The following is a 26,050-nucleotide window of genomic DNA, read 5'->3' on the forward strand; positions in this document are numbered from 1 at the left end:
GGCTGCATTGACAGAGATCAAGTGGAAACGCGCATGATTGTTAAAGCACATTTCGATCATTCCAACTGCGAAGACTGTCCGATACGCCATCGGGCGGTCTGTGCCCGTTGTGATGCGGATGAGCTCGAAGTCCTTGAAGAGATTAAGTATTATCGCAGCTTCGAGGCGGGACAGACGATCATCTGGTCAGGCGATCAGATGAACTTTGTGGGCTCGGTCGTTTCCGGCATCGCGTCACTGACCCAGACGATGGAGGACGGACGGACCCAGATGGTGGGCCTGCTGCTGCCCAGCGACTTTGTCGGTCGCCCCGGGCGCGAATCGGCCCCCTATGACGTGCAGGCAACCACTGACGTGGTGATGTGCTGCTTCCGCAAGAAGCCGTTCGAAGAGATGATGAGCTCGACCCCCCACATCGCGCACCGTTTGTTGCAGATGACGCTGGACGAACTGGACGCAGCGCGGGAATGGATGCTGGTGCTGGGTCGCAAGACCGCGCGCGAGAAGATTGCCAGCCTGTTGTCCATTATCGCGCGCCGGGATGCCACGATCGGGCAGAAAGGCCTGTCCGGCCCTATCGTGTTCGACCTGCCGCTGACGCGCGAGGCGATGGCGGATTACCTAGGCCTGACGCTGGAAACCGTCAGCCGTCAGATTTCGGCCCTGAAGAAAGAAGGCGTGATCGCACTTGAGGGCAAGCGCCACGTCACGATCCCGGATATGCGACGGCTGATGGAAGAGGCAGGCGACGACTCGGATGGTGGTTTCCTGGTCTGATCACCTTCCTGCGTGACCCCAAGCTGCAATCGTGATCTACTGTTACTGAGACACCGAGCTGCAGGAGCAAGCCATGGAATTCAGTAGCCTTTTGGCGATGTTGTTTATCGGCGCGATTGCCGGTTGGCTGTCGGGCAAGATCATGGAAGGCCGTGGTTTTGGCCTGTTTGGCAATATCATCGTCGGCATTGTCGGAGCATTTCTGGCCGGGCTGATATTCCCGGCCCTCGGGTTTGCAGTGGGCGGCGGTTTGTTGTCCTCGATCTTCTTCGCAACTGTTGGGGCGATCATCCTGTTGTTCGTGATCGGATTGATCCGAAAAGGCTGAGTGCAAAAAGCCGCCCGAGCGGGGCGGCTTTTCCGTCGTACCTGACCGATCAGTGGGTCAGGAAAACCGGAACTGCGGATTGTTCCAGCATATTGCGGGTCGCGCCGCCCAGTATGGCTTCGCGAAAGCGCGAGTGCCCATAGGCCCCCATCACGATCAGGTCCGATTCCGTGTCAGTGGCGTGACGGTTCAGAATGTCCGAAACGCGGCTCATGGTCTTGCTGAGAACATCAATCTCGCATTTCACCCCGTGCCGGGCCAGCATCTGCGACAGCATCCCGCCGGGGTCCGAGCGGTCAGGGCCGTGGCGCGGCGGGTCGATCACCACGATACGCACCAGATCGGCCTGTTGCAGGAACGGAAGGGCGCGGCGCACGGCCCGCATGGCCTCGACGCTCTCGTTCCAGGCAACGATGACATTTTGCGGCACCGAAAACGGTCGGCTGTCGTTGGGAACAACCAGTACCGGCGCGTGACCTTCGAACATGGCGGCCTCGAGGATGGGTTCGGCCTCGGCCCCGCGATCCTCGCCATAGGGATGCGGCAGGATCACCAGATCCGAGAACCGTGCGCGATGGGCAACATGGCGGCCAAGATCCGCGATCTGAGCTACCCCGTTTTCGGCCGACCAGCGGATGCCGGTCTTGCCCAGATAGTCCTTGGCAAAGCCCAAAAGCTCATCCGCTTCGGCATTGGCCCGGCTCAGCGTTTCCTGAAGGATCAGGGCATTGGCCCCGGCATAATAATAGCCGGTCTGGCTTCGGTCGACGCCCAGGCACAGCACCTCGGCATGGGCATCCTGCGCGTTAGCCAGCGCCGCCATCTGGCCAAGCGCCGCCTGGGTGCCCTGACTTTCGGTCATGATCGAGAGAAGAGATTTGTACGCCATTTCGACCTCGTGGTTCGGGCCTCTGGTTCGCGATGTCCGTTTGGCCTCTGTCTTCATTCTATGCGTGTCATAGAAAACGGATTGTCGTCTTGACTCAGATCAAAGCAGGGTTCCGTGCTCTTCTTCATTACAGCACACAGGCAAAAAGGTTTCGCGCGACATTGAAATTGCGCGGAGCACGGCAAAGGGACGCAATATGTCGAATTATATCAAGCTGATCGTGCTTGGTCTCGTTGTGCTGTTCGCAGCGATCGGGACCAATTATGCACGCGATTTGGCGTATCAGGTGCATGCTCTGCTGGTGATGCTTATCGCCGGTGGTTTGTTCATCTGGACGCTGCGAAACACAGATGAGCCAGATATCCTTGTTGATCGCTCTGGCGAGTATATGGATAGCGTGATCCGGTATGGCGTGATCGCAACCGCCTTTTGGGGTGTGGTCGGGTTCCTGGCGGGAACCTTCATTGCGTTCCAGTTGGCCTTTCCGGTGCTGAACTTCGAATGGGCACAGGGGTACATGAATTTCGGGCGTTTGCGTCCGCTACACACCTCGGCGGTGATTTTTGCCTTTGGGGGCAACGCCTTGATCGCGACATCGTTCTACGTTGTTCAGCGCACCAGTGCGGCGCGCCTGTGGGGTGGAAACCTCGCATGGTTCGTGTTCTGGGGCTATCAGTTGTTCATCGTGCTGGCAGCAACCGGTTACATTCTGGGCGGAACGCAGTCCAAGGAATACGCCGAGCCGGAATGGTATGTTGACCTTTGGTTGACCGTTGTCTGGGTAGCTTACCTAGCCGTCTATCTGGGCACGATCATCAAGCGGAAAGAACCCCACATCTACGTGGCAAACTGGTTCTATCTGGCCTTTATCGTCACCGTCGCCATGCTGCACCTGGTCAACAACATGACCATCCCGGTCAGCATCTGGGGTTCGAAATCAGTAATCGTCTGGTCGGGCGTGCAAGACGCCATGATCCAGTGGTGGTACGGCCACAACGCTGTGGGCTTCTTCCTGACCGCGGGCTTCCTGGGCATGATGTACTACTTCATCCCGAAACAGGCGGAACGTCCGGTTTTCAGCTACAAGCTGTCGATCATCCACTTCTGGGCGCTGATCTTCCTGTATATCTGGGCCGGTCCGCACCACCTGCACTATACCGCGCTGCCTGATTGGGCCTCGACGCTGGGCATGGTGTTCTCGGTCATTCTGTGGATGCCGTCCTGGGGTGGTATGATCAACGGTCTGATGACCCTGTCGGGCGCATGGGACAAGCTGCGCACTGACCCGGTGATCCGGATGATGGTGATCTCGGTCGGCTTCTACGGCATGTCCACCTTCGAAGGTCCGATGATGTCGATCCGCGCGGTGAACTCGCTGAGCCACTACACCGACTGGACCATTGGCCACGTGCACTCGGGCGCGCTGGGCTGGAACGGCATGATCACCTTTGGTGCGCTGTACTTCCTGGTGCCGGTCCTGTGGAAGCGGGAACGCCTGTATTCGCTGCAGCTGGTCAGCTGGCACTTCTGGCTCGCCACCATCGGCATCGTGCTCTACGCGGCGTCGATGTGGGTCACCGGTATCATGGAGGGCCTGATGTGGCGCGAAGTGGATGCCAATGGCTTCCTGGTGAACTCGTTCGCCGACACCGTGGCCGCCAAGTTCCCGATGTACGTGGTACGTGCGCTGGGCGGTGTCCTGTTCGTCGCAGGCTCGGTGATCATGTGCTACAACCTGTGGATGACTGTGCGGAAGGCACCGGCCAAAGAGGCCAGCCTGTCCGTCGCGGTCCCGGCTGAATAGAGGGAGGGCCGGAGCAATGGCAATTCTCGACAAACATAAGATCCTCGAGACCAACGCGACCCTCCTGCTGATCTTCAGCTTTCTGGTCGTGACCATCGGTGGCCTGGTTCAGATCACCCCGCTGTTCTATCTTGAGAACACCATCGAAAAGGTGGAGGGGATGCGCCCCTACACCCCCTTGGAGATGGCGGGCCGTGAGATCTATCTGCGCGAAGGCTGCTATGTCTGCCACAGTCAGATGATCCGCCCGATGCGGGATGAGGTCGAACGGTACGGCCACTACTCGCTGGCGGCTGAATCGATGTATGATCACCCGTTCCAGTGGGGGTCCAAACGCACGGGGCCTGATCTGGCCCGTGTCGGTGGCCGCTATTCGGATGACTGGCATGTGCGCCACCTGCGCGATGCTCAATCCGTGGTGCCTGAATCGGTGATGCCTAAATATGGCTTCCTCGAACACCGCAAGCTGGACGGCAAGTATATCGGCGACATCATGGCGGCAAACGCGGTTGTGGGCACGCCCTATACCGAAGAGATGCTGGCCAATGCCGAAGCCGACTTCCGGGCGCAGGCCGATCCGGACAGCGACTATGACGGGCTGTTGGAACGCTATGGCGACAAGGTCAACATACGCAACTTCGATGGTCAGTCTGATCTGACCGAAGCTGACGCGCTGATCGCCTATCTGCAGATGCTGGGCACGCTGGTCGATTTCTCGACCTTCACCCCGGACGCAAGCCGCTAAGGAGGGTGTGATGGAAGAATATACACTCCTAAGGCAGTTCGCGGATAGCTGGATGCTGCTTCTGCTCTTTGCCTTCTTCGTTGGTATCGTGATCTGGGTGTTCCGCCCCGGTGCCAGCAAGGAATACAAGGACACCGCCAACATCCCGTTTCGGCACGTTGATGCCCCAGCGCCCCTCGGGGGCGACGACAAACCCGCCACATCCAAGGAGGCGCGGCAATGAGCAATACACCTGAAAAACTGCCGGGCGATCCTGAGACAACCGGACACAGCTGGGACGGTCTGGAAGAGTTCGACAACCCGATGCCGCGCTGGTGGCTATGGACCTTCTACGTCACGATCTTCTGGGGCGTGATCTATACGATCATGTATCCTGCGTGGCCGCTGGTTCAATCCGCAACGGCGGGTGTGACCGGATGGTCCTCGCGTGGGGAAGTGCAACAGGAACTGGTGGCCTTCGAAGAAGCCAACGCGCCCTGGAATGCCAAGCTGGTGGAAACTCCGTTGGAGGAAGTCTCTGCCGATGCCGATCTACAGCAATACGCAGTGAACGCAGGCAGCGCCGTGTTCCGTACCTGGTGTGCGCAGTGCCATGGGTCCGGCGCGCAGGGTGCGCCGGGCTTCCCCAACCTGCTGGACGATGCATGGCTGTGGGGCGGTTCGCTTGAGGATATCGAATATACAATTGCCCACGGTATTCGGAACGAAGAAAGCGACGACGCGCGCTATTCCGAAATGCCGGCTTTCGGCGAAATCCTTGAGCATGATGAGATCACGCAAGTGGTTCAGTATGTCATGTCGCTGACTAATGCGCAGACTGACGATGCGGCAGCCCAGGCGGGCAAGGTCGTGTTCGAAGACAACTGTGCGGCCTGTCACGGCGAAGATGGCAAGGGTGATCTGGCCCAGGGCGCACCGAACCTGACCGACGCGATCTGGCTTTACGGTGGCAGCGAAGAGACGCTGACCGAGACCATCACCTACAGCCGCTTTGGCGTGATGCCCGCATGGGAAAACCGTCTGACCGACGCACAGATCCGTGCTGTCACGGCCTATGTCCACCAGTTGGGTGGCGGTCAGTAAGGGTCAAAGAAAACCTCCGGGCGGTTCGCCGCCCGAAGGCCCAGGCACCGGCTGTTCCATCTGTTCGCGCGTTTCCTGAACAGCCGGTGCTGATTTTGCCAAACTAGAGTTCCGGCACCGATCGGTCCAGAACCGGTTTGCGACGCTTCACAGATTGTTCAGATCGACATCGCGGCGCGGCTGTCTCCACCAATGGCTTTCGGGCAACCAGCGGGCCTTGCGGGGTTTTGCCTTGGGCATGTCCCGGATGTGCGGGGCGTCGATCCGGGTTGCGGTCATGAAGGATCGTGCAAAAACGTTCAGCATCGTCAGTCTCCAATACGCTGAAATCACTGACATCAGGATTGACCTTTGCGGCGGTGAATGCGACTCAATTGGAATTCCGTCATGTAATCTGAGGTTACATATGAATTGGCTGGCACTGCCCCCCTTGGCATCCCTCCGGGCGTTTGCAGCCTTTGCCGAACACCGCAATGTGGTCGAGGCGGGCGCGGCGCTGAATGTCAGTCACGCTGCGATCAGCCAGCAATTGCGGGCGCTGGAAAAGCACCTTGGCGTGGCGCTTCTGGATCGGTCGGGCAAGGCCCTGACCATGACGGCGGATGGCGAACATCTGGCCCGCGCCCTGCATCTGGGGTTTGGCGCGATCGACACGGCAGTTCGGGACATCGCGCGCTCGGGGACCGAGCGGCCGGTGCACGTATCCCTGACACCGTCCTTTGCGGCCTCGTGGCTGATGCCACGCCTGCCGATGTTCCGGGCAGCGCACCCGGACATCGATCTGGTGCTGGACCCGTCACCGGACATGGTTGAGTTGCGCCCCGGCGGCGTCGATGTCGCGATCCGGTATGGCGCGGGCGGCTGGCCCGGGGTTGAGGCCGATATGCTGTTGCAAACGCCCATGGTGATCGTCGCGGCCCCGCAGCTGCTGGGCGGCAAAACCACATGGACGCCAGCCGAACTGGCCCAATTGCCCTGGCTAGAAGAGATCGGCACCACTGAGGGTACCACCTGGCTGGCCCAACATGACGCGGGGCCTGCGCGCGGGGCAGGGCGCACGGAATTGCCGGGCAATTTGGTGCTGGACGGGTTGCGGGCGGGGCAGGGCGTCACCGTCACCGTGCGACATTTCGTCGAGGCGGATATCAAAGCCGGGCGCATTGTCGAGCTGTATGCCGAGCCCGATACACGCGGCTATCATATTGTAACCGCTAAAACTCCGCTCAGACCGGCGGTTAAAGCCTTTGTCGGATGGCTCAGGCAATTGGCGCGCGATTGACAAAAGATGTTTGCTCGATGCGCGTTTTGACCCATGTCAAAGTTCGAACGGGCGTGATCTGGAACAACTCGCTTTCAGAAGACCCTGTATTGGAGCCAGCCAGTGAGCGATTCCGACCCCGCCCCCAGCTTATATGCCGCCCGCGAACCGATCTTCCCCAGGCGCGTATCAGGCCCGTTTCGTAACCTGAAATGGATCATCCTCGTGGTGACGCTGGGCATCTACTACGTAACCCCGTGGTTCAGATGGGATCGCGGCCCCAGCCTGCCGGATCAGGCGGTGCTGCTGGATATGGCAAACCGTCGGTTCTACTTTCTCTGGATCGAAATCTGGCCGCACGAGTTCTACTTTGTCGCCGGTCTTCTGATCATGGCCGGTCTGGGGCTGTTCCTCTTCACCTCGGCTTTGGGCCGGGTGTGGTGTGGCTATGCCTGCCCGCAGACCGTCTGGACCGATCTGTTCATTCTGGTCGAGCGCTGGATCGAAGGCGACAGAAACGCCCGTCTGCGGCTGCACCGGCAAAAGAAACTGGACTTCCGCAAAGCCCGGCTACGCGTCACCAAATGGACCGCCTGGTTTCTGATCGGCCTCGCCACCGGCGGGGCCTGGGTATTTTACTTTGCCGACGCGCCCACGCTGGCGCGCGATCTGGTGACAGGCAACGCGCATCCGGTGGCTTATACCACGATGCTGATCCTGACGGGCACAACGTTCCTTTTCGGCGGCTTCGCCCGCGAGCAGATCTGCATCTATGCCTGCCCTTGGCCCCGCATTCAGGCGGCGATGATGGACGAGGACACTCTGGTCGTCGGCTATCGCGAGTGGCGGGGGGAACCGCGCGGCAAGGGCAAGCGCACGGCTGATTCCGAGCTTGGGGACTGCATCGACTGTATGGCCTGTGTGAATGTCTGTCCCGTGGGGATCGACATTCGGGATGGCCAACAACTGGAATGCATCACTTGTGCCCTGTGTATCGACGCCTGCGATGACATGATGGCCAAGATCGGCAAGCCCCGCGGCCTGATCGACTATATGGCGCTCAGCGATGAGGCCAACGAACGCGCGGGCAAATCGCCCAAAAACGTGTGGACGCATATCCTGCGTCCGCGCACGATCATGTACACGGCCCTGTGGTCGCTGGTGGGAATTGCCCTGTTGTTTGCCCTGTTCATCCGCTCGGATATTGATCTGACGGTCGCGCCGGTGCGCAACCCGACTTTCGTGACCCTGTCGGATGGTACGATCCGCAACACTTACGATGTGCGTCTGCGCAACAAACATGGTGAAGACCGGCTGTTCAAACTGTCTCTGGCCGGTGATCCGGCGCTGCGGATCGAGATTGAGGGCACCGATATTGATACTGTGAATGTCACCGCAGATACGGCACAATTGACCCGCGTTTACATCGTGGCCTCCGGAGACACGGTACCTGCCGGGGCGGATACGACCCCGGTACGAATCTGGGTCGAGGACCTCAGCAGTGGTGAGCGCGCGTCGAAGGACACCACGTTCAACGGGCGGGGGAACTGATTATGGCGGAACGTAAATTCACGGGAAAACACGCCTTGGCGGTGTTTGTGGGCGCTTTCGGCGTGATCATCGCGGTGAATCTGGTGTTGGCTTACAGCGCGGTCAAAACCTTTCCGGGGCTGGAGGTCAAGAACTCGTATGTCGCCAGTCAGGAGTTCAATGAACGCCTGCAGGAACATCAGGCCCTGGGGTGGGAGGTGCGCGCCGAATCCAAAGGCGGGTTGCTGATCCTGCACATCACCGATGCCAGCGGCGACCCGGTTCGGGTCGCTGACCTGCAGGCCGTGGTGGGCCGTGCAACCCATGTGCGCGAGGATTTCTCGCCCGATTTCACCTTTGACGGCACCGCTTATGCGACACCCGCCACGCTGGGCAAGGGCAACTGGAACATCCGCCTTGTGGCCCGCGACAGCGAAGGGGCCGAATTTGCGCAGCGCGTGCCCCTGTTTGTGAAAGGCTAGGGGTGTGACGGCGCGGATTTCATCTGGCACGGCGGCCTGTCCGGGGTGCATCGCGGCCCCGGCGGAACCGGCGCGGCCTATCCCGCAGGACGTCCAGATTGCGCTGTCTTTACCGGGAATCCATTGCTCGGCCTGTATCGCGACTGTCGAGCGCGAGTTGAACGCCCATCCCGGTGTCGAAGATGCGCGGGTCAACCTGACCCTGAAACGCGCCATGATCAAAGCCGCGCCCGAGACGCGCGCCGCTGACCTGATCCCGGTTCTGGAACGCGCAGGCTTTGAGGCGCACGAGCTTGACCCCGGTGCCCTGTCCGCCACCAGCGCCGACAAGGCGGGGCGCGATCTGCTAATGCGGCTGGCTGTGGCCGGATTCGCCTCGATGAATGTGATGCTGCTGTCGGTGTCGGTCTGGTCCGGCGCGTCGGATGCGACGCGGGACATGTTCCACTGGATCTCTGCAGCCATCGCCTTGCCGGCGATTGCGTTTTCTGCCCAGCCCTTTTTCGCCAACGCCTGGAGTGCCCTGCGCGTTCGCCGTCTGAACATGGACGTGCCGATTGTGCTGGCGATCCTTCTGGCGCTGGCCACCTCGCTGTGGGAAACCGCGCTGAGCGGCGAGCATGCCTATTTCGACGCCGCCCTGACCCTGACCTTCTTCCTGTTGGCGGGCCGTTATCTGGACTACCGCACCCGCGCTGCGGCCCGATCCGCGGCTGAGGAACTGACCGCATTGGAAGTGCCCCGCGCCATTCGCGTCACTCAAGGCCATGAAGAAGAGGTCGCGGTGTCGGCGCTGTCTGTCGGCGACCTGATCCTTGTGCGCCCCGGCGGGCGGATGCCTGTGGATGGTGAAGTGGTCCAAGGCCAATCCGAACTGGACCGGTCGCTGCTGACCGGGGAAACCCTGCCGGTCTTCGTTGAAACCGGTCAGGCGGTCAGCGCCGGTGAGGTGAACCTGACCGGCCCCCTGACCATTCGCGCCACGGCGGTGGGTGAAGATACCTCGCTGCACCGCATGGCCGATCTGGTGGCGATCGCGGAATCCGGGCGCTCGCGCTATACCTCGCTGGCCGACAAGGCCGCCAAGCTTTACGCGCCCGGCGTGCATATCCTGTCAGCGCTCAGCTTTGTGGGCTGGTACATCTATTCCGGTGATCTGAGGACGGCCCTGAACATCGCGGCGGCGGTGCTGATCATCACCTGCCCCTGCGCGCTGGGTCTGGCCGTGCCAGCGGTGACCACAGCGGCCTCGGGCCGGTTGTTCCGCAAGGGGATGCTGATCAAACACGCCACCGCGCTTGAACGTCTGGCCGAGGTGGACACGGTCGTGTTCGACAAGACCGGTACGCTGACCTCGGGCACGCCGGAATTGACCAACCTGAGCGACCATTCCCGCGCCGATCTGGAAATCGCGCTGGCCTTGGCCGAGGCCTCTGCGCACCCGCTGTCGGTCTCGCTGGCCTCTGCCGCGCGGGCCGCCGGGATCAAACCAGCCAACCTGCGCGATATTGCCGAAGTGCCGGGATATGGTACCGAAGGCACCTATCGCGGTCAACGCGTACGTCTGGGCCGCGCGGCTTGGGTGGGTGGTGAGCAGGGGGCTGAAACCTCTGCCTGGCTAGCCGTGGGGCAAAACGCGCCTGTCGCCTTCAAATTCACCGACGCCCTGCGCCCCGGCGCGGCTGAGGCGGTCGCCGCATTTGCCAAGTCCGGCAAGCAGGTGATCCTGATCTCAGGTGACACACGCGGAGCCGTCGAGGCGCTGGCCGACAAGTTGGGCATCACCAACTGGATTGCCGAGGCGTTGCCGCAGGACAAGGCCGGGCATATCCAAAACCTTACCGATCAGGGCCACCGCGTTCTGATGGTCGGCGATGGCCTGAACGACACGGCGGCGCTGGCGGCGGCGCATGTGTCGATCTCTCCGGCCTCGGCGCTGGATGCGGCGCGGGTGGCCTCGGACATTGTGCTGCTGGGCAATGATCTGTCCCCGATTGCGGAGGCCTGCGATACGGCAGTCAAAGCTACCAAACGGATTCGCGAGAACTTTCAGATTGCCACCGTCTATAACGTGATCGCCGTGCCTTTGGCGGTGATCGGGCTGGCGACCCCGCTGATTGCCGCATTGGCGATGTCGACCTCGTCTATTACCGTATCCCTGAACGCATTGCGGCTGAGGTGAACGATGGAAGTGCTGGCCTACCTGATCCCGATTTCCCTGTTTCTGGGCGGTGTTGGACTGGTTGCGTTCATCTACACAGTGCGCTCGAACCAGTACGAAGACCCCGAGGGCGATGCCCGCCGGATTCTGAGCGATGAATGGGACGACAAGCCCAAGCCGTAACCGGGCCATGCCCGAACTTCACAGTTGTCCCGACTGCCCTTGAAATTGCCGCAATGCCCGGTTATGTCCGGCCCATCCGCTAGCAGAGAGAATACGCCAAATGGCTACCACCAACCCGATCCAGTTCATTCAGCAGGTCCGTGCCGAAGTTTCCAAGGTCGTCTGGCCGACCCGGCGCGAGGTGCTGTTGACCACGGTTATGGTGTTCATCATGGCCGCGCTGACGGCTGTGTTCTTCGCTCTGGTCGATCTGGGCATTCGCGGCGGTCTGCAGCTTATTCTGGGCGCATTCAGCTAAGCGCCCAAACACCACTGCCCCCTTGCGCCCCGCGCAATGTGCTAGTAGGTGACGCGGGACTATTCGGAATGGGCGTGCGGCGATTCGGACCGCGCGCCGCTTTTTATTCCGGGTCACGCGATAGGATTTCAATACCGGTGCATCCGGCCAACAGGATGCGACCGAAGGCAAACAAGGACGACAGGTTCATGGCGAAACGGTGGTACTCGGTCAGCGTTCTTTCGAATTTCGAAAAGAAGATCGCAGAGCAGATCCGCACGTCGGTGGCCGAGCAGGGCCTTGAGGACGATATCGACGAGGTTCTGGTGCCCACCGAAGAGGTGATCGAAGTGCGCCGGGGCAAGAAGGTCACCACCGAGCGCCGCTTTATGCCGGGCTATGTGCTGGTGCATATGGAAATGTCGGATCAGGGCTACCACCTGATCAACTCGATCAACCGCGTCACCGGTTTCCTGGGCCCGCAGGGTCGCCCGATGCCGATGCGCGATGCCGAGGTGAACCAGATCCTGAACCGCGTTCAGGAAGGCGAAGAAGCGCCCAAGCTGATGATCACCTTCGAGGTGGGCGAAAAGGTCAAGGTCAACGACGGCCCGTTCGAGGATTTCGACGGCATGGTCGAAGGCGTGGACGACGAGGCGCAGAAGCTGAAAGTCTCGGTTTCGATCTTTGGCCGCGAGACGCCGGTGGAACTGGACTTTACGCAGGTTACGAAGCAGGGCTGAGGCGCCCCGCAAGGAATTGCTTTCGGCCGCGATGTTTAGGGCATCGCGGCTTTTTTTGTCGGCAGCGTTACGGAATTACGTTGCCCGAGACGTTCACGCCAAATGTTTTTTAAGATTCGCGGGCGTACGCTTACATGTCGCAGACAGAGCTTGCCCGCAGCCTGCGGTCATGTAGTGTCGCGTTGATGGTGGCCTTCGAGAGGAGGTCTTAATTGGGAACCGGGTGAGATGCCCGGACTGCCCCCGCAACTGTAAGTAGCCGAACTATCAGAGCTACGAGTCAGGATACCTGCCATCTTAATGCAACCGCCGGAAATCCGGCCCTTCTATATGCGTCGGGTGGACGCGAAAGGAACTCTATAATGCACATCGAACCTGGCGTCGTCGACGGCGCGAAAATGGTCCTCGCCTATGGTACGGCTGCAGCCGCTGCTGGCTATTCTTTGAAGTTGATTGGCGATGATTTGAAAACTCATTCCATAGCGTCATTTTGCGTGCGCTCGGTTGTGGCCGCTATCGGCGTTTTTATCTTCTTCGAAGTCTTTCCGCACTTTGCTGTCGGCATCTCAGAGGTGCATTTCATACTTGGTACAACCCTGTTTCTGCTGCTCGGGGCCGGTCCGGCAGCCCTTGGTCTAGCGGGCGGTCTGGCAATTCAGGGTTTCTTGTTTGCACCGTCTGATGTACCAATGTACTTCGTCAACATCTCGACCCTGCTTTTTCCGCTTTTTGCAGTGGACGCGCTGGCCAGAAAAATCATCCCGCAAACCATCAGCTATGTCGATTTGCGCTATTCGGACGTGCTGAAACTGTCCGCTGTGTATCAGGGTGGCGTGGTTGCCTGGGTAGCCTTCTGGGCAATCTACGGGCAAGGCGTTGGGGCCGAGAACATCTCGGCGGTGACAAGCTTTGGCATGGCGTACTTGCTGGTGATCCTGATCGAGCCGCTGGCCGACCTGGCCGTTCTGGCTGGCGCGAAAGGCCTGCGGACCTTGACCGACCGGGGCATCTTTACGCACCGTTTGCACAACGCGGCAGCATAAGCGCGAAACCAACGGTCTGTGGTGCCCGCCGCGCCGCAGACCCATCTGGACGGTTTTGTGACACAAGCTGTCAGGAGTGGGCATAACTCAGCTTTCGAAACTGCAAGCCGCCCCCTTGCCAACCCCCACATTCCCCTATAAACGCCGCCTCTATCGTCTTCGGGCGAGATTCTCTCGTGGGAGGTTGCCGGGATCGCGATCCCGGGCCGGACCACGCAACATAGTCTGGGCGAAACGCGTTTCGCCCGAGTTGAAAGGAAAACCAAATGGCCAAGAAGCTTGCTGGTACAATGAAACTGCAGGTTCCTGCAGGTCAGGCGAACCCGTCGCCTCCAGTTGGCCCCGCTCTGGGTCAGCGCGGCATCAATATCATGGAATTCTGCAAGGCGTTCAACGCCAAGACCGCAGATATGGAGCAGGGTGCCCCTTGCCCGACCGTGATCACCTATTATCAGGACAAGTCCTTCACCATGGACATCAAGACGCCGCCCGCGTCTTATTACCTGAAAAAAGCAGCTGGCCTGAAGCCGGTTGGCAAGCGGAACCGCCCCCGTGGTGCCGAGAACCCCGGTCGTGAGACCGTGGCCACCGTGACCACCAAGCAGGTTCGCGAAATCGCCGAAGCCAAAATGAAAGATCTGAACGCCAACGACGTCGAAGGCGCAATGCAGATCATCCTGGGCTCGGCCCGCTCTATGGGCATCGAGGTGAAGTAAGATGGCAAAACTCGGTAAACGTACCCGCGCTGCGCGCGAAGCTGTCGCCGGCAAGGAAAACCTGTCGGTTGAAGAAGCGGTTGCTCTGGTCAAGGGCAATGCGACCTCGAAATTCGACGAGACCATCGAAATCGCGATGAACCTGGGCGTTGACACCCGTCACGCGGACCAGATGGTGCGCGGCGTTGTCGGCCTGCCCAACGGCACCGGCAAAGCGATGCGCGTCGCTGTGTTCGCTCGTGGCCCCAAGGCTGACGAAGCAAAAGAAGCTGGCGCGGATATCGTTGGCGCAGAGGACCTGATGGAAACCATTCAGGGCGGCACCATCGAATTCGATCGCTGCATTGCCACCCCGGACATGATGCCCATCGTTGGCCGTCTGGGTAAGGTTCTGGGCCCCCGCAACCTGATGCCGAACCCCAAGGTCGGCACCGTGACCATGGACGTGAAAGCGGCCGTGGAAGCAGCCAAGGGCGGCGAAGTTCAGTTCAAGGCGGAAAAAGGCGGCGTTGTGCACGCTGGTGTTGGCAAAGCGTCGTTTGACGAAGCCAAACTGGTTGAAAACGTCCGTGCCTTTGTCTCGGCCGTGGCCAAGGCGAAACCGTCGGGTGCCAAGGGTACCTACATGAAAAAAATCGCGCTGAGCTCGACCATGGGCCCGGGCGTGACGCTGGATGTGGCGGCTGCTTCGGGCGAATAAGCTCTGAGCTGTCAGACAGAACAGACCCGGGCGGTGCGAACTGCCCGGGTTTTTCATTTTTGGCACTAGTCGGCGGCCTGCCGGAACGCCTGTTGCAGCCTCAGCTCAAGCCGCGCGCGGCGGTGGTCTTCCTGCGGGCTGCAGGCATAGTCGCTGCGGCTGAGAAACAGCCAGTCTTTCAGCAACCGCCCCCGGATGCAGAAATCCAGAATGTCGATGTTGATCGGATGGCGATAGCGGCGAAAGAACATCTCTTTGTGTCTTTTCAGGATGCCGCTGCGGTCGACCTCGGAGGCCGGGCCATCGAGGAAGATATCCGCCTTCAGGAAGTCGACGATGTCATAAGCCGCGAGTTTCTCGCGCGTTTCGGTGAAATCCAGGCCAATGGTTTTGCCATGGCCTACGATCAGGTTCAGGCCGTGGAAATCGCCATGGGCAAAGACCCGCAGGTCGGGCTGGCCTTTCAGCCGGTCCGCCTCGGACCGCATGACGTTGATCATGACCTCGCTTTTGCGGGCGAGGGGGTGGGGCAGGGACGCGGCAAGCTCCTGAAAGCTGGCGGTCATCCATCTTGGCCGAAAGCCGTATTGCGTTGGCGGGCGGAAGCTGTGGAAATCGTGCAGCCAGGCCCCGGCGCGGCGGTAGATCTGGGCGACCTGATCGGCGTCGGTGCTGTTGTAGATCAGATCGACGGCGGTCGGTCGGTCGATGAATTCCGAGGCAAAGAATGTCCCGTCCTGTGACAGGTAAACAGGTCGAATGACCCGCGAAGTCTGGTTGCGCTCGAAATAGGTGCTCAGCTCCTGCAGAAGCGCGAATTCCTTTTGCAGCCTGCCGGTCTCGGCAGATGTGGTGTCGATCTTGATTGCATAGTACTGCGACTCCGTCGTCACCCGCAGCAGGAAGCGGGTTTCCGGAAAATCGTGAGACCGGTAGACGCATTCGAACCCGGGAACGGCCCCGTGGATGCCGTTTTGCGCGAATTCTCTCGCGCAGGCCGCGGCCAGGGCGTGCTCGTCTTTGGTCAGGGCCTGCATCTTGGGAAATACGCGTGTCTGTGTTGTGGATCCTGTGGCCCTGAATGGACTGTACGACGATGCCCAAGTCAATTGCGGCTGCATCCGATACGGTTGTTCAGGGCAATTTTTTCTATTGGCGCCAAGGCGAACGTGTTATGGTGTCAGGACATTCAAATTCGGGGGTAGAAACATCGGCGCGACCGGTGATTTTACCCCTTGGAAACCCCTGCCATCTGCCCTAATAAGACCTGCGGAATAAAGCGTGCGATTCGTCGTGCGCTTTATTTTGTTTCGTCCAAGACGGTGGGTGGTGCCATCCGGCCCCTTAATTCCCTGCCTGAGACGGGTAAGACCAAAGAATTCTGAGGGTCACGATCCTCGGGCGCATTTTGGCTAATCCCGTAACAACGGACCTGAACGCCGGGGTTAACCCCTCGGCAAATATGAGCCGGGGTGAGATATCGCCCCTAACTTGGAGAGAACTGTGGATAGAGCCCAGAAAGAGAAAGTGGTCGAGGAACTCGGCCAAATCTTCGAAAGCTCTGGCGTCGTAGTGGTATCGCACTACGCCGGTCTGACAGTTGCCGAGATGCAGGACCTTCGCGCACGTGCTCGTGACGCGGGTGGTGCCGTGCGTGTTGCCAAGAACAGGCTCGCCAAAATCGCCCTCGACGGAAAGCCTTGTGCAAGCATCGCTGACCTGCTGACGGGTATGACCGTTCTGACCTATTCCGAGGATCCCGTGGCAGCAGCCAAGGTGGCCGAGGACTTCGCCAAGGAGAACAAGAAGTTCGAAATCCTTGGCGGTGCAATGGGCGAGAACGCTCTGGACCGCAAAGGCGTTGAAGCCGTTTCGAAAATGCCGTCTCGTGAAGAGCTTATTGCTTCGATCGTGGGCTGCATTGGCGCACCTGCTTCGAACATCGCCGGCGCGATTGGCGCACCTGCAAGCAACATCGCAAGCATCCTTTCCACCATCGAAGAGAAGGCGGAAGCTGCGTAAGCGGTTGGCACTGAATGATCTGCGTAGGGAACACTCCCTGACGTTGGAACACACACTGTAAACGGAAAGAGCTGATAAAATGGCTGATCTGAAAGCACTCGCAGAAAGCATCGTGGGTCTGACCCTGCTGGAAGCACAAGAACTGAAAACCATCCTCAAAGACGAATACGGCATCGAGCCCGCAGCTGGTGGCGCCGTAATGGTCGCAGCCGGTGGCGACGCCGGTGGCGCAGCTGAGGAAGAAAAAACCGAATTCGACGTCGTTCTGAAGAACGCCGGCGCTTCGAAAATCAACGTGATCAAAGAAGTTCGCGGCATCACCGGTCTGGGCCTGAAAGAAGCCAAGGAACTGGTCGAAGCTGGCGGCAAGATCAAAGAAGGCGTGTCGAAAGACGAAGCCGAAGAAGTCAAAGGCAAGCTGGAAGCAGCTGGCGCCGAGGTCGAACTGGCCTAAGCGCTTTTGCTCAGGGACCCGCTTTCTTTCAAAGAAAGCGGTCCGGAGTTCGTATCGAACTCCGGTTGGTGCCCAAAAGTTCAGGCTGGGTCCGGAGAAATCCGGGTCCAGCCGAACCTGTCTTAGAAAGGGCCTCAATCCGGGGGCGTTTTCTAAGACACGGTTTTCGGATCGGGAGGCCGCCTTCGGGACGGTGGCCACGAATTGATCCGGACGTGTTGTCTCGATTGTGCAAGATGCCGGGGCCCGACGGTGTCTTTGCCCGCTGAGAACATCGAAAGGTGACATCTGACATGGCTCAAACGTTCCTTGGCCAGAAACGTCTTCGTAAATATTACGGCAAAATCCGCGAAGTTTTGGAAATGCCGAACCTCATTGAGGTGCAGAAATCTTCTTATGATCTTTTCCTGCGCTCCGGCGATGCAGAACAGCCCACGGACGGCGAAGGCATCAAAGGTGTGTTCCAGTCGGTTTTCCCGATCAAGGATTTCAACGAAACCTCCGTTCTGGAGTTCGTGAAATACGATCTGGAAAAACCCAAATACGACGTCGAAGAGTGCATGCAACGCGACATGACCTACAGCGCACCGCTGAAGGTCACTCTGCGTCTGATCGTGTTTGATGTCGATGAGGACACCGGCGCGAAATCGGTCAAAGACATCAAGGAACAGGACGTGTTCATGGGCGACATGCCCCTGATGACGCCGAATGGTACCTTCATCGTGAACGGCACCGAGCGTGTGATCGTCAGCCAGATGCACCGCTCGCCCGGTGTGTTCTTTGACCACGACAAGGGCAAGACCCATTCTTCGGGCAAGCTGCTGTTTGCCTGCCGCATCATCCCGTATCGCGGCAGCTGGCTGGACTTCGAGTTCGACGCCAAAGACATCGTCTTCGCCCGTATCGACCGTCGCCGCAAACTGCCTGTGACGACCCTGCTGTATGCGCTGGGTCTGGATCAGGAAGCGATCATGGACGCGTATTACAACACCGTGTCCTATAAGCTGGACAAGAAGAAAGGCTGGGTCACGCCCTTCTTCCCCGAGCGTGTGCGCGGCACCCGTCCGACCTATGATCTGATTGACGCCAAGTCGGGCGAAGTGATTGCCGAAGCAGGCAAGAAAGTCACCCCGCGCGCAGTTAAAAAGCTGATCGACGAAGGTGCTGTCACCGACCTGCTGGTGCCCTTCGATAACATTGTCGGCAAGTACGTCGCCAAGGACATCATCAACGAAGAAAACGGCGCGATCTATGTCGAAGCCGGTGATGAGCTGACCCTTGAGTATGACAAAGACGGCGACCTGATCGGTGGCACCGTCAAGGATCTGATGGATGCGGGCATCACCGACATCCCGGTTCTGGACATCGACAACGTCAATGTTGGCCCCTACATGCGCAACACCATGGCTCAGGACAAGAACCTGAACCGTGAAAGCGCGCTGATGGACATCTACCGCGTCATGCGTCCGGGTGAGCCGCCCACCGTCGAAGCGGCCTCGGCCCTGTTCGACACGCTGTTCTTCGACAGCGAGCGTTATGACCTGTCCGCCGTTGGTCGCGTGAAGATGAACATGCGTCTGGCTCTGGACGCGCCGGACACCCTGCGCACGCTGCGCCGCGAAGACATCGTGGCCTGCATCAAGGCGCTGGTTGAACTGCGTGACGGCAAAGGCGACGTGGACGATATCGACCACCTCGGCAACCGTCGTGTGCGTTCGGTCGGCGAACTGATGGAAAACCAGTACCGCGTTGGCCTGCTGCGCATGGAGCGCGCGATCAAAGAGCGTATGTCGTCGGTCGAAATCGACACCGTCATGCCTCAGGATCTGATCAACGCGAAACCGGCTGCGGCTGCTGTTCGAGAATTCTTCGGCTCGTCGCAGCTGTCGCAGTTCATGGACCAGACCAACCCGCTGTCGGAAGTCACCCACAAACGCCGCCTCTCGGCGCTTGGCCCCGGTGGTCTGACGCGTGAACGTGCGGGCTTTGAGGTGCGCGACGTACACCCGACCCACTATGGCCGGATGTGCCCGATTGAAACGCCCGAAGGTCCGAACATCGGTCTGATCAACTCGCTGGCCACCTTTGCCCGTGTGAACAAGTATGGCTTCATCGAAACACCCTATCGCGTTGTCAAAGACGCCGAGGTGACCGATGAGGTTCACTACATGTCCGCGACCGAGGAAATGCGTCACACCGTGGCGCAGGCGAACGCGACCTTGGATGCTGATGGCAAGTTCATCAACGATCTGGTTTCGACTCGTCAGGCCGGTGACTACACCCTTGCCCCGCGTGAGAATGTGGACCTGATCGACGTGTCGCCGAAGCAGCTGGTCTCGGTCGCTGCATCGCTGATCCCGTTCCTTGAAAATGACGACGCCAACCGTGCTCTGATGGGCTCGAACATGCAACGTCAAGCGGTTCCGCTGCTGCGCGCCGAAGCGCCGCTGGTTGGCACCGGGATCGAGGAAAAGGTTGCGATCGACTCGGGCGCTGCGATCCAGGCGAAACGCGCCGGTATCATCGACCAGGTCGATGCCCAGCGTATCGTTATCCGCGCCACCGAAGATCTGGAACTGGGCGATGCCGGCGTTGACATCTATCGTCTGCGCAAATTCCAGCGTTCGAACCAGAACACCTGCATCAACCAGCGTCCGCTGATCAAGGTGGGTGACACCGTCCAGAAGGGCGAGGTCATTGCCGATGGTCCGTCGACCGATATGGGTGAACTGGCCCTTGGTAAGAACGTGGTCGTCGCGTTCATGCCGTGGAACGGTTACAACTACGAAGACTCGATCCTGATCTCGGAACGTATCGCGCGCGATGACGTCTTTACCTCGGTCCATATCGAGGAATTCGAAGTCGCCGCCCGTGACACCAAGCTGGGCCCGGAAGAGATCACCCGCGACATCCCGAATGTCGGTGAAGAAGCGCTGCGCAACCTCGACGAGGCGGGCATCGTTTACATCGGCGCGGATGTTGAGCCGGGCGATATTCTGGTCGGCAAGATCACTCCGAAGGGCGAAAGCCCGATGACCCCGGAAGAAAAGCTGCTGCGCGCCATCTTTGGTGAAAAAGCATCTGACGTGCGCGACACATCGCTACGCGTGAAGCCGGGCGATTACGGTACGGTCGTTGAGGTTCGCGTCTTCAACCGTCACGGCGTCGAGAAAGACGAGCGTGCGTTGCAGATCGAGCGTGAGGAAGTCGAACGTCTGGCCCGTGACCGGGACGACGAGCTGGCGATCCTTGACCGCAACATCTATGCGCGTCTGCAGGGCCTGATCCTGGGTAAAACCGCTGTCAAAGGCCCGAAAGGCGTCAAGGCAGGGTCGGTGATCACCGAGGACCTGCTGGAAACCCTGACCCGTGGTCAGTGGTGGCAGCTGGCGCTGGAAGGCGAGCAGGACGCACAGATCGTCGAAGCTCTGAACGAGCAGTACGAAGTGCAGAAGCGTGCTCTGGATGCCCGTTTCGAGGACAAGGTTGAGAAGGTCCGTCGTGGCGACGACCTGCCGCCGGGTGTGATGAAGATGGTCAAAGTCTTCATCGCCGTGAAGCGCAAGCTGCAGCCGGGTGACAAGATGGCCGGTCGTCACGGGAACAAGGGTGTGATCTCCAAGGTTGTTCCGATGGAAGACATGCCGTTCCTGGCCGATGGTACTCCGGTTGACTTCTGTCTGAACCCGTTGGGCGTGCCGTCGCGTATGAACGTTGGTCAGATCCTTGAAACCCACATGGGTTGGGCCGCACGCGGTCTGGGTCTGAACATCGACGACGCGCTGGGTGAATACCGCCGTTCCGGCGATCTGACCCCGGTACGCGAAGCGATGAAGCTGGCCTATGGCGAAGATGTCTACGAAGAAGGCATCACCGGTCTGGACGAGGATGGCCTGATCGAGGCTGCGGGCAACGTGACCCGCGGTGTTCCGATCGCTACCCCGGTCTTTGATGGTGCCAAAGAAGCTGACGTCAACGATGCGCTGGTGCGTGCGGGCTTCTCGGAAAGCGGTCAGTCGGTTCTGTTCGACGGTCGTACCGGTGAGCAATTCGCCCGTCCGGTGACCGTAGGCATCAAGTACCTGCTGAAACTGCACCACCTGGTGGATGACAAGATCCACGCGCGTTCGACTGGCCCGTACTCGCTGGTCACCCAGCAGCCGCTGGGTGGTAAGGCGCAGTTCGGTGGTCAGCGCTTTGGTGAGATGGAAGTCTGGGCCTTGGAAGCTTACGGCGCCGCCTACACCCTGCAGGAGATGCTCACCGTGAAATCGGATGACGTCGCGGGCCGGACCAAGGTCTATGAGTCGATCGTCAAGGGCGAGGATAACTTTGAAGCGGGCGTACCGGAATCGTTCAACGTTCTGGTGAAAGAAGTCCGTGGCCTCGGCCTGAATATGGAACTCCTGGATGCGGAGGTTGAGGAATAAGAATTTTGAAAAAATTCTTGGGCGGAAACTTTTAAAGTTTCCGCTCCCCTCTCCCCCCTTCCGCAAGATTTGAGGTAACAAATGAACCAGGAAATCACCAACAACCCGTTCAACCCGCTGACGCCCCCGAAGGTTTTCGACGAGATCAAGGTCTCGCTGGCCAGCCCTGAGCGGATTCTGTCTTGGTCCTATGGCGAGATCAAGAAACCCGAAACCATCAACTACCGGACGTTCAAGCCCGAGCGTGACGGTCTGTTCTGCGCGCGTATCTTTGGCCCGATCAAAGACTACGAATGTCTGTGTGGCAAATATAAGCGGATGAAGTATCGCGGCGTTGTCTGCGAAAAGTGCGGTGTGGAAGTCACCCTGCAGAAAGTCCGCCGCGAGCGTATGGGCCACATCGAACTGGCCGCGCCCGTCGCACATATCTGGTTCCTGAAATCGCTGCCGTCCCGTATCGGTCTGATGCTGGACATGACGCTGCGCGATCTGGAACGCGTTCTGTACTTTGAAAACTACGTCGTCATCGAGCCCGGCCTGACTGACCTGACCTACGGCCAGATGCTGACCGAAGAAGAGTACATGGACGCGCAGGATGCCTATGGCATGGACGCGTTCACCGCCAATATCGGTGCCGAAGCCATCCGCGAAATGCTTGCCCAGATCGATCTGGAAGCCGAAGCCGAGCAGCTGCGCGCTGATCTGGCCGAAGCAACCGGCGAGCTGAAGCCCAAGAAGATCATCAAGCGTCTGAAGGTTGTTGAATCCTTCCTCGAGTCGGGCAACCGGCCCGAATGGATGGTGATGACCGTGATCCCGGTCATTCCGCCGGAACTGCGTCCGCTGGTTCCGCTGGATGGTGGCCGTTTTGCAACGTCGGATCTGAACGATCTGTATCGCCGCGTCATCAACCGGAACAACCGTCTGAAACGTCTGATCGAACTGCGCGCGCCGGATATCATCGTCCGCAACGAAAAGCGGATGCTGCAGGAATCCGTGGATGCTCTGTTCGACAACGGCCGTCGTGGCCGCGTGATCACCGGTGCCAACAAGCGTCCGTTGAAATCGCTGTCGGACATGCTGAAAGGCAAGCAGGGTCGCTTCCGTCAGAACCTTCTGGGGAAACGCGTCGACTTCTCGGGCCGTTCGGTCATTGTAACCGGGCCGGAACTCAAGCTGCACCAGTGTGGTCTGCCCAAGAAGATGGCGTTGGAGCTGTTCAAGCCGTTCATCTACTCGCGCCTTGAAGCCAAGGGTTTGTCTTCGACTGTTAAGCAGGCGAAGAAACTGGTCGAGAAAGAGCGTCCCGAAGTGTGGGATATCCTCGACGAGGTGATCCGCGAACACCCTGTCATGCTGAACCGTGCGCCGACGCTGCACCGTCTTGGCATTCAGGCGTTCGAGCCGGTCCTGATCGAAGGTAAAGCCATCCAGCTGCACCCGCTGGTCTGTTCGGCCTTTAACGCCGACTTTGACGGTGACCAGATGGCCGTTCACGTGCCCCTGAGCCTTGAGGCGCAGCTGGAAGCCCGTGTTCTGATGATGTCGACGAACAACGTTCTGTCGCCAGCAAACGGCGCGCCGATCATCGTTCCGTCGCAGGATATGATCCTGGGTCTGTACTATGTGACGCTGGAACGCGAAGGCATGCCTGGCGAAGGCAAGGTCTTTGGTTCGATCGAAGAAGTTCAGCACGCGCTGGACGCGGGTGAAGTACATCTGCACTCGAAAATCACCGCGCGGATCACGCAGATCGACGACGAAGGCAACGAAGTTCAGAAGCGCTATGAAACCACGCCGGGCCGTCTGCGGCTGGGTGCGTTGCTGCCGATGAACAACAAGGCGCCGTTCGAGCTGGTCAACCGCCTGCTGCGGAAGAAAGAAGTGCAGCAGGTGATCGACACCGTCTACCGTTACTGCGGTCAGAAAGAGTCGGTCATCTTCTGCGACCAGATCATGTCGATGGGCTTCAAAGAAGCGTTCAAGGCGGGCATCTCGTTCGGTAAGGACGACATGGTCATTCCCGACGACAAGTGGGGCATCGTTGATGACACCCGCGGTCAGGTGAAGGACTTTGAACAGCAGTACATGGACGGCCTGATCACTCAGGGCGAAAAGTACAACAAAGTTGTCGATGCCTGGTCGAAGTGTAACGACCGCGTCACCGAGGCGATGATGTCGACGATCTCGTCGTCGGATCGGGCAGAGGACGGGTCCGAGCAGGAACCGAACTCGGTCTACATGATGGCCCACTCGGGCGCGCGTGGCTCGGTCACTCAGATGAAACAGCTGGGCGGTATGCGCGGCCTGATGGCCAAGCCGAACGGTGACATCATCGAGACGCCGATCATCTCGAACTTTAAAGAAGGTCTGACCGTTCTCGAGTACTTCAACTCGACCCACGGTGCCCGTAAGGGTCTGTCGGATACCGCTCTGAAGACGGCGAACTCGGGTTACCTGACCCGTCGTCTGGTGGACGTGGCGCAAGACTGTATCGTTCGTGAGATCGACTGTGGCACCGAGCGTGCGATCACTGCCGAAGCAGCCGTAAACGACGGTGAGGTTGTTGCCTCGCTGGCCGAACGTGTGCTGGGTCGTGTGGCCGCTGACGATGTTCTGCGTCCGGGCACCGATGAGGTGATCGTGGCTGCAGGTCAGCTGATCGACGAGCGTATGGCTGACACCATCGACGAAGCCGGTGTTGCGTCGATGCGCATCCGCTCGCCTCTGACCTGTGAGTCCGAGGAAGGCGTTTGTGCAACCTGCTACGGTCGTGACCTTGCACGCGGCACCATGGTGAACACAGGCGAGGCTGTCGGCATTATCGCCGCGCAGTCCATCGGTGAACCCGGTACGCAGCTGACGATGCGGACCTTCCACATCGGTGGTGTTGCGCAAGGTGGTCAGCAGTCGTTCCAGGAAGCAAACCAGGAAGGTGTTGTCGCGTTCGAGAACCCGCAGATCCTGGTGAATGCCGCAGGCGAAAGCCTGGTCATGGGCCGGAACATGAAGCTGGTGATCAACGACGAACACGGCGAGGAACGCGCCAGCTTCAAGCTGGGCTACGGCTCCAAGCTGTTCGTCAAGGACGGCGCGAAAGTGGCCCGTGGCGACAAGCTGTTCGAATGGGATCCCTACACCCTGCCGATCATCGCCGAGAAAGCCGGTACCGCGAAATACGTTGACCTTGTTTCGGGCCTTGCCGTCCGGGATGAGACCGACGATGCAACCGGTATGACCCAGAAGATCGTGATCGACTGGCGCGCCGCCCCCAAAGGCAGCGACCTCAAGCCCGAGATCATTCTGGTCGGCGAAGATGGCGAGCCGGTCCGCAACGATGCGGGCAACCCGGTTCACTATCCGATGTCGGTGGATGCGATCCTGTCGGTTGAAGATGGCCAAACCATCGAAGCCGGTGACGTTGTCGCGCGTATCCCGCGTGAAGGCGCCAAGACCAAGGACATCACTGGTGGTCTGCCGCGTGTGGCCGAACTGTTCGAAGCCCGTCGCCCGAAAGATCACGCGATCATCGCAGAAGCCGATGGTTACGTGCGCTTTGGCCGCGACTACAAGAACAAGCGTCGCATCAGCATCGAACCGGCGGACGAGTCCATGGAGACCATCGAGTACATGGTGCCCAAGGGCAAGCACATCCCGGTCGCCGAAGGGGACTTCATCCAGAAGGGTGAATACCTGATGGACGGTAACCCGGCTCCGCATGACATCCTGTCCATCATGGGTGTCGAAGCGCTGGCGGATTACATGATCGACGAGGTGCAGGACGTGTATCGTCTGCAGGGTGTGAAGATCAACGACAAGCACATCGAGGTCATCGTGCGCCAGATGCTGCAGAAGTGGGAGATCCTGGATTCAGGCGACACCACCCTGCTGAAAGGCGAACACGTCGACAAGCAAGAGTTCGACGCGGCCAACGAGAAGACCCTCGACCGTGGCGGTCGCCCGGCACAGGGTGAGCCGATCCTCTTGGGGATCACCAAGGCCTCGCTGCAGACGCGTTCGTTCATCTCGGCGGCGTCGTTCCAGGAAACCACCCGCGTGCTGACCGAAGCGTCAGTACAGGGCAAGAAGGACAAGCTGGTTGGCCTGAAAGAGAACGTCATCGTTGGTCGCCTGATCCCCGCCGGGACCGGTGGGGCCACGCAAGCCGTCCGCCACATCGCGCAGTCGCGTGACAATGTGGTCATCGAAGCCCGCCGGGAAGAGGCCGAAGCGGCCGCTGCTCTGGCTGCGCCGGTCATGGACGACGATATGGTCGGGGATGAGCTGGACGTTCTGGTGGAAACCCCGGAAAGCCGCGAATAACCGCAGCGGCACAAACGGATCAAAGGGCCCCGCAGTTTTGTGGGGCCTTTTCTTATTTGGAAGGATGCCGGCAGGGGATTTGCTGCGGGCTATGGATTCAAT

At 59.6% G+C, this 26,050-nt stretch carries 23 protein-coding genes and 1 riboswitch; of the genes, 20 read left to right on the forward strand and 3 right to left on the reverse strand.

Features of this window, described 5'->3' with window-relative positions; genetic code table 11:
- Positions 1-33 precede the first annotated feature (33 nt).
- Positions 34-777 (forward strand): transcriptional regulator FnrL, encoded by a 744-nt coding sequence (gene fnrL, locus ACR0NJ_RS04395; protein WP_480815914.1) that lies wholly within the window; start codon positions 34-36, stop codon positions 775-777.
- 73 nt (positions 778-850) lie between these two features.
- Positions 851-1,105: a GlsB/YeaQ/YmgE family stress response membrane protein gene (locus tag ACR0NJ_RS04400; protein ID WP_480815915.1), complete on the forward strand. Its 255-nt coding sequence runs from the start codon at positions 851-853 to the stop codon at positions 1,103-1,105.
- Positions 1,106-1,154: 49 nt separating this feature from the next.
- Here the strand turns inward: ACR0NJ_RS04400 and ACR0NJ_RS04405 are convergent, their stop codons facing one another.
- Positions 1,155-1,994, reverse strand: coding sequence for a universal stress protein (locus tag ACR0NJ_RS04405; RefSeq protein WP_480815916.1), 840 nt, complete (start codon positions 1,992-1,994; stop codon positions 1,155-1,157).
- A 196-nt stretch (positions 1,995-2,190) separates the two neighbouring features.
- Between ACR0NJ_RS04405 and ccoN the strand changes: the two genes are divergently transcribed.
- From ccoN to ccoP, 4 genes are read left to right on the forward strand one after another with little or no spacing between them, the layout of a single operon-like run.
- Positions 2,191-3,798, forward strand: coding sequence for a cytochrome-c oxidase, cbb3-type subunit I (gene ccoN, locus ACR0NJ_RS04410; protein WP_480815917.1), 1,608 nt, complete (start codon positions 2,191-2,193; stop codon positions 3,796-3,798).
- 16 nt (positions 3,799-3,814) lie between these two features.
- The gene (gene ccoO / locus ACR0NJ_RS04415) at positions 3,815-4,543 is read left to right on the forward strand and encodes a cytochrome-c oxidase, cbb3-type subunit II (protein ID WP_480815918.1); all 729 of its coding nucleotides are present in this window, start codon (positions 3,815-3,817) and stop codon (positions 4,541-4,543) included.
- Between the two features lie 10 nt (positions 4,544-4,553).
- Positions 4,554-4,766 carry a cbb3-type cytochrome c oxidase subunit 3 gene (locus ACR0NJ_RS04420; RefSeq protein ID WP_480815919.1) on the forward strand — a complete coding sequence of 71 codons (213 nt, stop codon included), beginning with the start codon at positions 4,554-4,556 and terminating at the stop codon, positions 4,764-4,766.
- A complete protein-coding gene (gene ccoP, locus ACR0NJ_RS04425) occupies positions 4,763-5,626 on the forward strand; it encodes a cytochrome-c oxidase, cbb3-type subunit III (protein ID WP_480815920.1) in 864 nt (287 codons plus the stop codon). Before ACR0NJ_RS04420 ends, ccoP begins: the two co-directional genes overlap by 4 nt.
- Before the next feature lie 147 nt (positions 5,627-5,773).
- Here ccoP and ACR0NJ_RS04430 read toward each other — a convergent pair whose 3' ends face one another.
- The gene (locus ACR0NJ_RS04430) at positions 5,774-5,932 is read right to left on the reverse strand and encodes a hypothetical protein (RefSeq protein ID WP_480815921.1); all 159 of its coding nucleotides are present in this window, start codon (positions 5,930-5,932) and stop codon (positions 5,774-5,776) included.
- 100 nt (positions 5,933-6,032) lie between these two features.
- On the opposite strand from ACR0NJ_RS04430, the gene ACR0NJ_RS04435 reads away from it, so the two are divergent.
- From ACR0NJ_RS04435 to rplA, 10 genes are all read left to right on the forward strand, one after another.
- Entirely contained in the window at positions 6,033-6,905 is an 873-nt protein-coding gene (locus ACR0NJ_RS04435) for a LysR family transcriptional regulator (RefSeq protein WP_480815922.1), read from the forward strand.
- A gap of 102 nt (positions 6,906-7,007) precedes the next feature.
- Positions 7,008-8,435 carry a cytochrome c oxidase accessory protein CcoG gene (gene ccoG / locus ACR0NJ_RS04440; protein ID WP_480815923.1) on the forward strand — a complete coding sequence of 476 codons (1,428 nt, stop codon included), beginning with the start codon at positions 7,008-7,010 and terminating at the stop codon, positions 8,433-8,435.
- Between the two features lie 2 nt (positions 8,436-8,437).
- The gene (locus ACR0NJ_RS04445; RefSeq protein ID WP_480815924.1) at positions 8,438-8,896 is read left to right on the forward strand and encodes a FixH family protein; all 459 of its coding nucleotides are present in this window, start codon (positions 8,438-8,440) and stop codon (positions 8,894-8,896) included.
- Between the two features lie 4 nt (positions 8,897-8,900).
- Positions 8,901-11,078 (forward strand): heavy metal translocating P-type ATPase, encoded by a 2,178-nt coding sequence (locus ACR0NJ_RS04450; protein WP_480815925.1) that lies wholly within the window; start codon positions 8,901-8,903, stop codon positions 11,076-11,078.
- Positions 11,079-11,081: 3 nt separating this feature from the next.
- Positions 11,082-11,240, forward strand: coding sequence for a cbb3-type cytochrome oxidase assembly protein CcoS (ccoS, locus tag ACR0NJ_RS04455; RefSeq protein ID WP_170417043.1), 159 nt, complete (start codon positions 11,082-11,084; stop codon positions 11,238-11,240).
- A gap of 100 nt (positions 11,241-11,340) precedes the next feature.
- On the forward strand, positions 11,341-11,538 hold the full coding sequence (gene secE, locus ACR0NJ_RS04460; protein WP_050605011.1) for a preprotein translocase subunit SecE: 198 nt from the start codon (positions 11,341-11,343) through the stop codon (positions 11,536-11,538).
- Positions 11,539-11,726: 188 nt separating this feature from the next.
- Positions 11,727-12,260, forward strand: coding sequence for a transcription termination/antitermination protein NusG (gene nusG / locus ACR0NJ_RS04465; RefSeq protein ID WP_480815942.1), 534 nt, complete (start codon positions 11,727-11,729; stop codon positions 12,258-12,260).
- A 169-nt stretch (positions 12,261-12,429) separates the two neighbouring features.
- A riboswitch (cobalamin riboswitch) is annotated at positions 12,430-12,571 on the forward strand.
- Positions 12,572-12,622: 51 nt separating this feature from the next.
- Positions 12,623-13,303 (forward strand): energy-coupling factor ABC transporter permease, encoded by a 681-nt coding sequence (locus ACR0NJ_RS04470; protein ID WP_480815926.1) that lies wholly within the window; start codon positions 12,623-12,625, stop codon positions 13,301-13,303.
- Positions 13,304-13,569: 266 nt separating this feature from the next.
- Positions 13,570-14,019: a 50S ribosomal protein L11 gene (rplK, locus tag ACR0NJ_RS04475; RefSeq protein ID WP_113791694.1), complete on the forward strand. Its 450-nt coding sequence runs from the start codon at positions 13,570-13,572 to the stop codon at positions 14,017-14,019.
- Between the two features lies 1 nt (position 14,020).
- Positions 14,021-14,719 carry a 50S ribosomal protein L1 gene (rplA, locus tag ACR0NJ_RS04480; RefSeq protein WP_480815927.1) on the forward strand — a complete coding sequence of 233 codons (699 nt, stop codon included), beginning with the start codon at positions 14,021-14,023 and terminating at the stop codon, positions 14,717-14,719.
- 65 nt (positions 14,720-14,784) lie between these two features.
- Here the strand turns inward: rplA and ACR0NJ_RS04485 are convergent, their stop codons facing one another.
- Positions 14,785-15,756 carry a phosphotransferase gene (locus ACR0NJ_RS04485; RefSeq protein ID WP_480815928.1) on the reverse strand — a complete coding sequence of 324 codons (972 nt, stop codon included), beginning with the start codon at positions 15,754-15,756 and terminating at the stop codon, positions 14,785-14,787.
- A gap of 466 nt (positions 15,757-16,222) precedes the next feature.
- Here ACR0NJ_RS04485 and rplJ point away from each other — a divergent pair, with 466 nt between their 5' ends.
- The 4 genes from rplJ to rpoC all read left to right on the forward strand — a co-directional run bounded on the left by rplJ (position 16,223) and on the right by rpoC (position 25,948).
- Entirely contained in the window at positions 16,223-16,741 is a 519-nt protein-coding gene (rplJ, locus tag ACR0NJ_RS04490; RefSeq protein WP_480815929.1) for a 50S ribosomal protein L10, read from the forward strand.
- 79 nt (positions 16,742-16,820) lie between these two features.
- A complete protein-coding gene (gene rplL, locus ACR0NJ_RS04495) occupies positions 16,821-17,195 on the forward strand; it encodes a 50S ribosomal protein L7/L12 (RefSeq protein WP_010441182.1) in 375 nt (124 codons plus the stop codon).
- Between the two features lie 293 nt (positions 17,196-17,488).
- Positions 17,489-21,625, forward strand: coding sequence for a DNA-directed RNA polymerase subunit beta (gene rpoB / locus ACR0NJ_RS04500; RefSeq protein WP_170562470.1), 4,137 nt, complete (start codon positions 17,489-17,491; stop codon positions 21,623-21,625).
- A gap of 81 nt (positions 21,626-21,706) precedes the next feature.
- The gene (gene rpoC / locus ACR0NJ_RS04505; protein WP_480815930.1) at positions 21,707-25,948 is read left to right on the forward strand and encodes a DNA-directed RNA polymerase subunit beta'; all 4,242 of its coding nucleotides are present in this window, start codon (positions 21,707-21,709) and stop codon (positions 25,946-25,948) included.
- Positions 25,949-26,050: the final 102 nt, after the last annotated feature.

It is taken from the genome of Ruegeria sp. F11, assembly GCF_056533855.1.

Bases quoted from the DNA above. Each gene is read 5' to 3' on its own strand.
- ACR0NJ_RS04405 (WP_480815916.1), bottom strand. From the start codon at position 1,994: ATGGCGTACAAATCTCTTCTCTCGATCATGACCGAAAGTCAGGGCACC.
- nusG (WP_480815942.1), top strand. From the start codon at position 11,727: ATGGCGAAACGGTGGTACTCGGTCAGCGTTCTTTCGAATTTCGAAAAG.
- fnrL (WP_480815914.1), top strand. From the start codon at position 34: ATGATTGTTAAAGCACATTTCGATCATTCCAACTGCGAAGACTGTCCG.
- ccoS (WP_170417043.1), top strand. From the start codon at position 11,082: ATGGAAGTGCTGGCCTACCTGATCCCGATTTCCCTGTTTCTGGGCGGT.
- rplK (WP_113791694.1), top strand. From the start codon at position 13,570: ATGGCCAAGAAGCTTGCTGGTACAATGAAACTGCAGGTTCCTGCAGGT.
- ACR0NJ_RS04485 (WP_480815928.1), bottom strand. From the start codon at position 15,756: ATGCAGGCCCTGACCAAAGACGAGCACGCCCTGGCCGCGGCCTGCGCG.
- rpoB (WP_170562470.1), top strand. From the start codon at position 17,489: ATGGCTCAAACGTTCCTTGGCCAGAAACGTCTTCGTAAATATTACGGC.
- ccoP (WP_480815920.1), top strand. From the start codon at position 4,763: ATGAGCAATACACCTGAAAAACTGCCGGGCGATCCTGAGACAACCGGA.
- rplA (WP_480815927.1), top strand. From the start codon at position 14,021: ATGGCAAAACTCGGTAAACGTACCCGCGCTGCGCGCGAAGCTGTCGCC.
- ccoN (WP_480815917.1), top strand. From the start codon at position 2,191: ATGTCGAATTATATCAAGCTGATCGTGCTTGGTCTCGTTGTGCTGTTC.
- ACR0NJ_RS04420 (WP_480815919.1), top strand. From the start codon at position 4,554: ATGGAAGAATATACACTCCTAAGGCAGTTCGCGGATAGCTGGATGCTG.
- ACR0NJ_RS04400 (WP_480815915.1), top strand. From the start codon at position 851: ATGGAATTCAGTAGCCTTTTGGCGATGTTGTTTATCGGCGCGATTGCC.
- secE (WP_050605011.1), top strand. From the start codon at position 11,341: ATGGCTACCACCAACCCGATCCAGTTCATTCAGCAGGTCCGTGCCGAA.
- ACR0NJ_RS04430 (WP_480815921.1), bottom strand. From the start codon at position 5,932: ATGCTGAACGTTTTTGCACGATCCTTCATGACCGCAACCCGGATCGAC.
- ACR0NJ_RS04445 (WP_480815924.1), top strand. From the start codon at position 8,438: ATGGCGGAACGTAAATTCACGGGAAAACACGCCTTGGCGGTGTTTGTG.
- ACR0NJ_RS04435 (WP_480815922.1), top strand. From the start codon at position 6,033: ATGAATTGGCTGGCACTGCCCCCCTTGGCATCCCTCCGGGCGTTTGCA.
- ACR0NJ_RS04470 (WP_480815926.1), top strand. From the start codon at position 12,623: ATGCACATCGAACCTGGCGTCGTCGACGGCGCGAAAATGGTCCTCGCC.
- rplL (WP_010441182.1), top strand. From the start codon at position 16,821: ATGGCTGATCTGAAAGCACTCGCAGAAAGCATCGTGGGTCTGACCCTG.
- ccoO (WP_480815918.1), top strand. From the start codon at position 3,815: ATGGCAATTCTCGACAAACATAAGATCCTCGAGACCAACGCGACCCTC.
- rpoC (WP_480815930.1), top strand. From the start codon at position 21,707: ATGAACCAGGAAATCACCAACAACCCGTTCAACCCGCTGACGCCCCCG.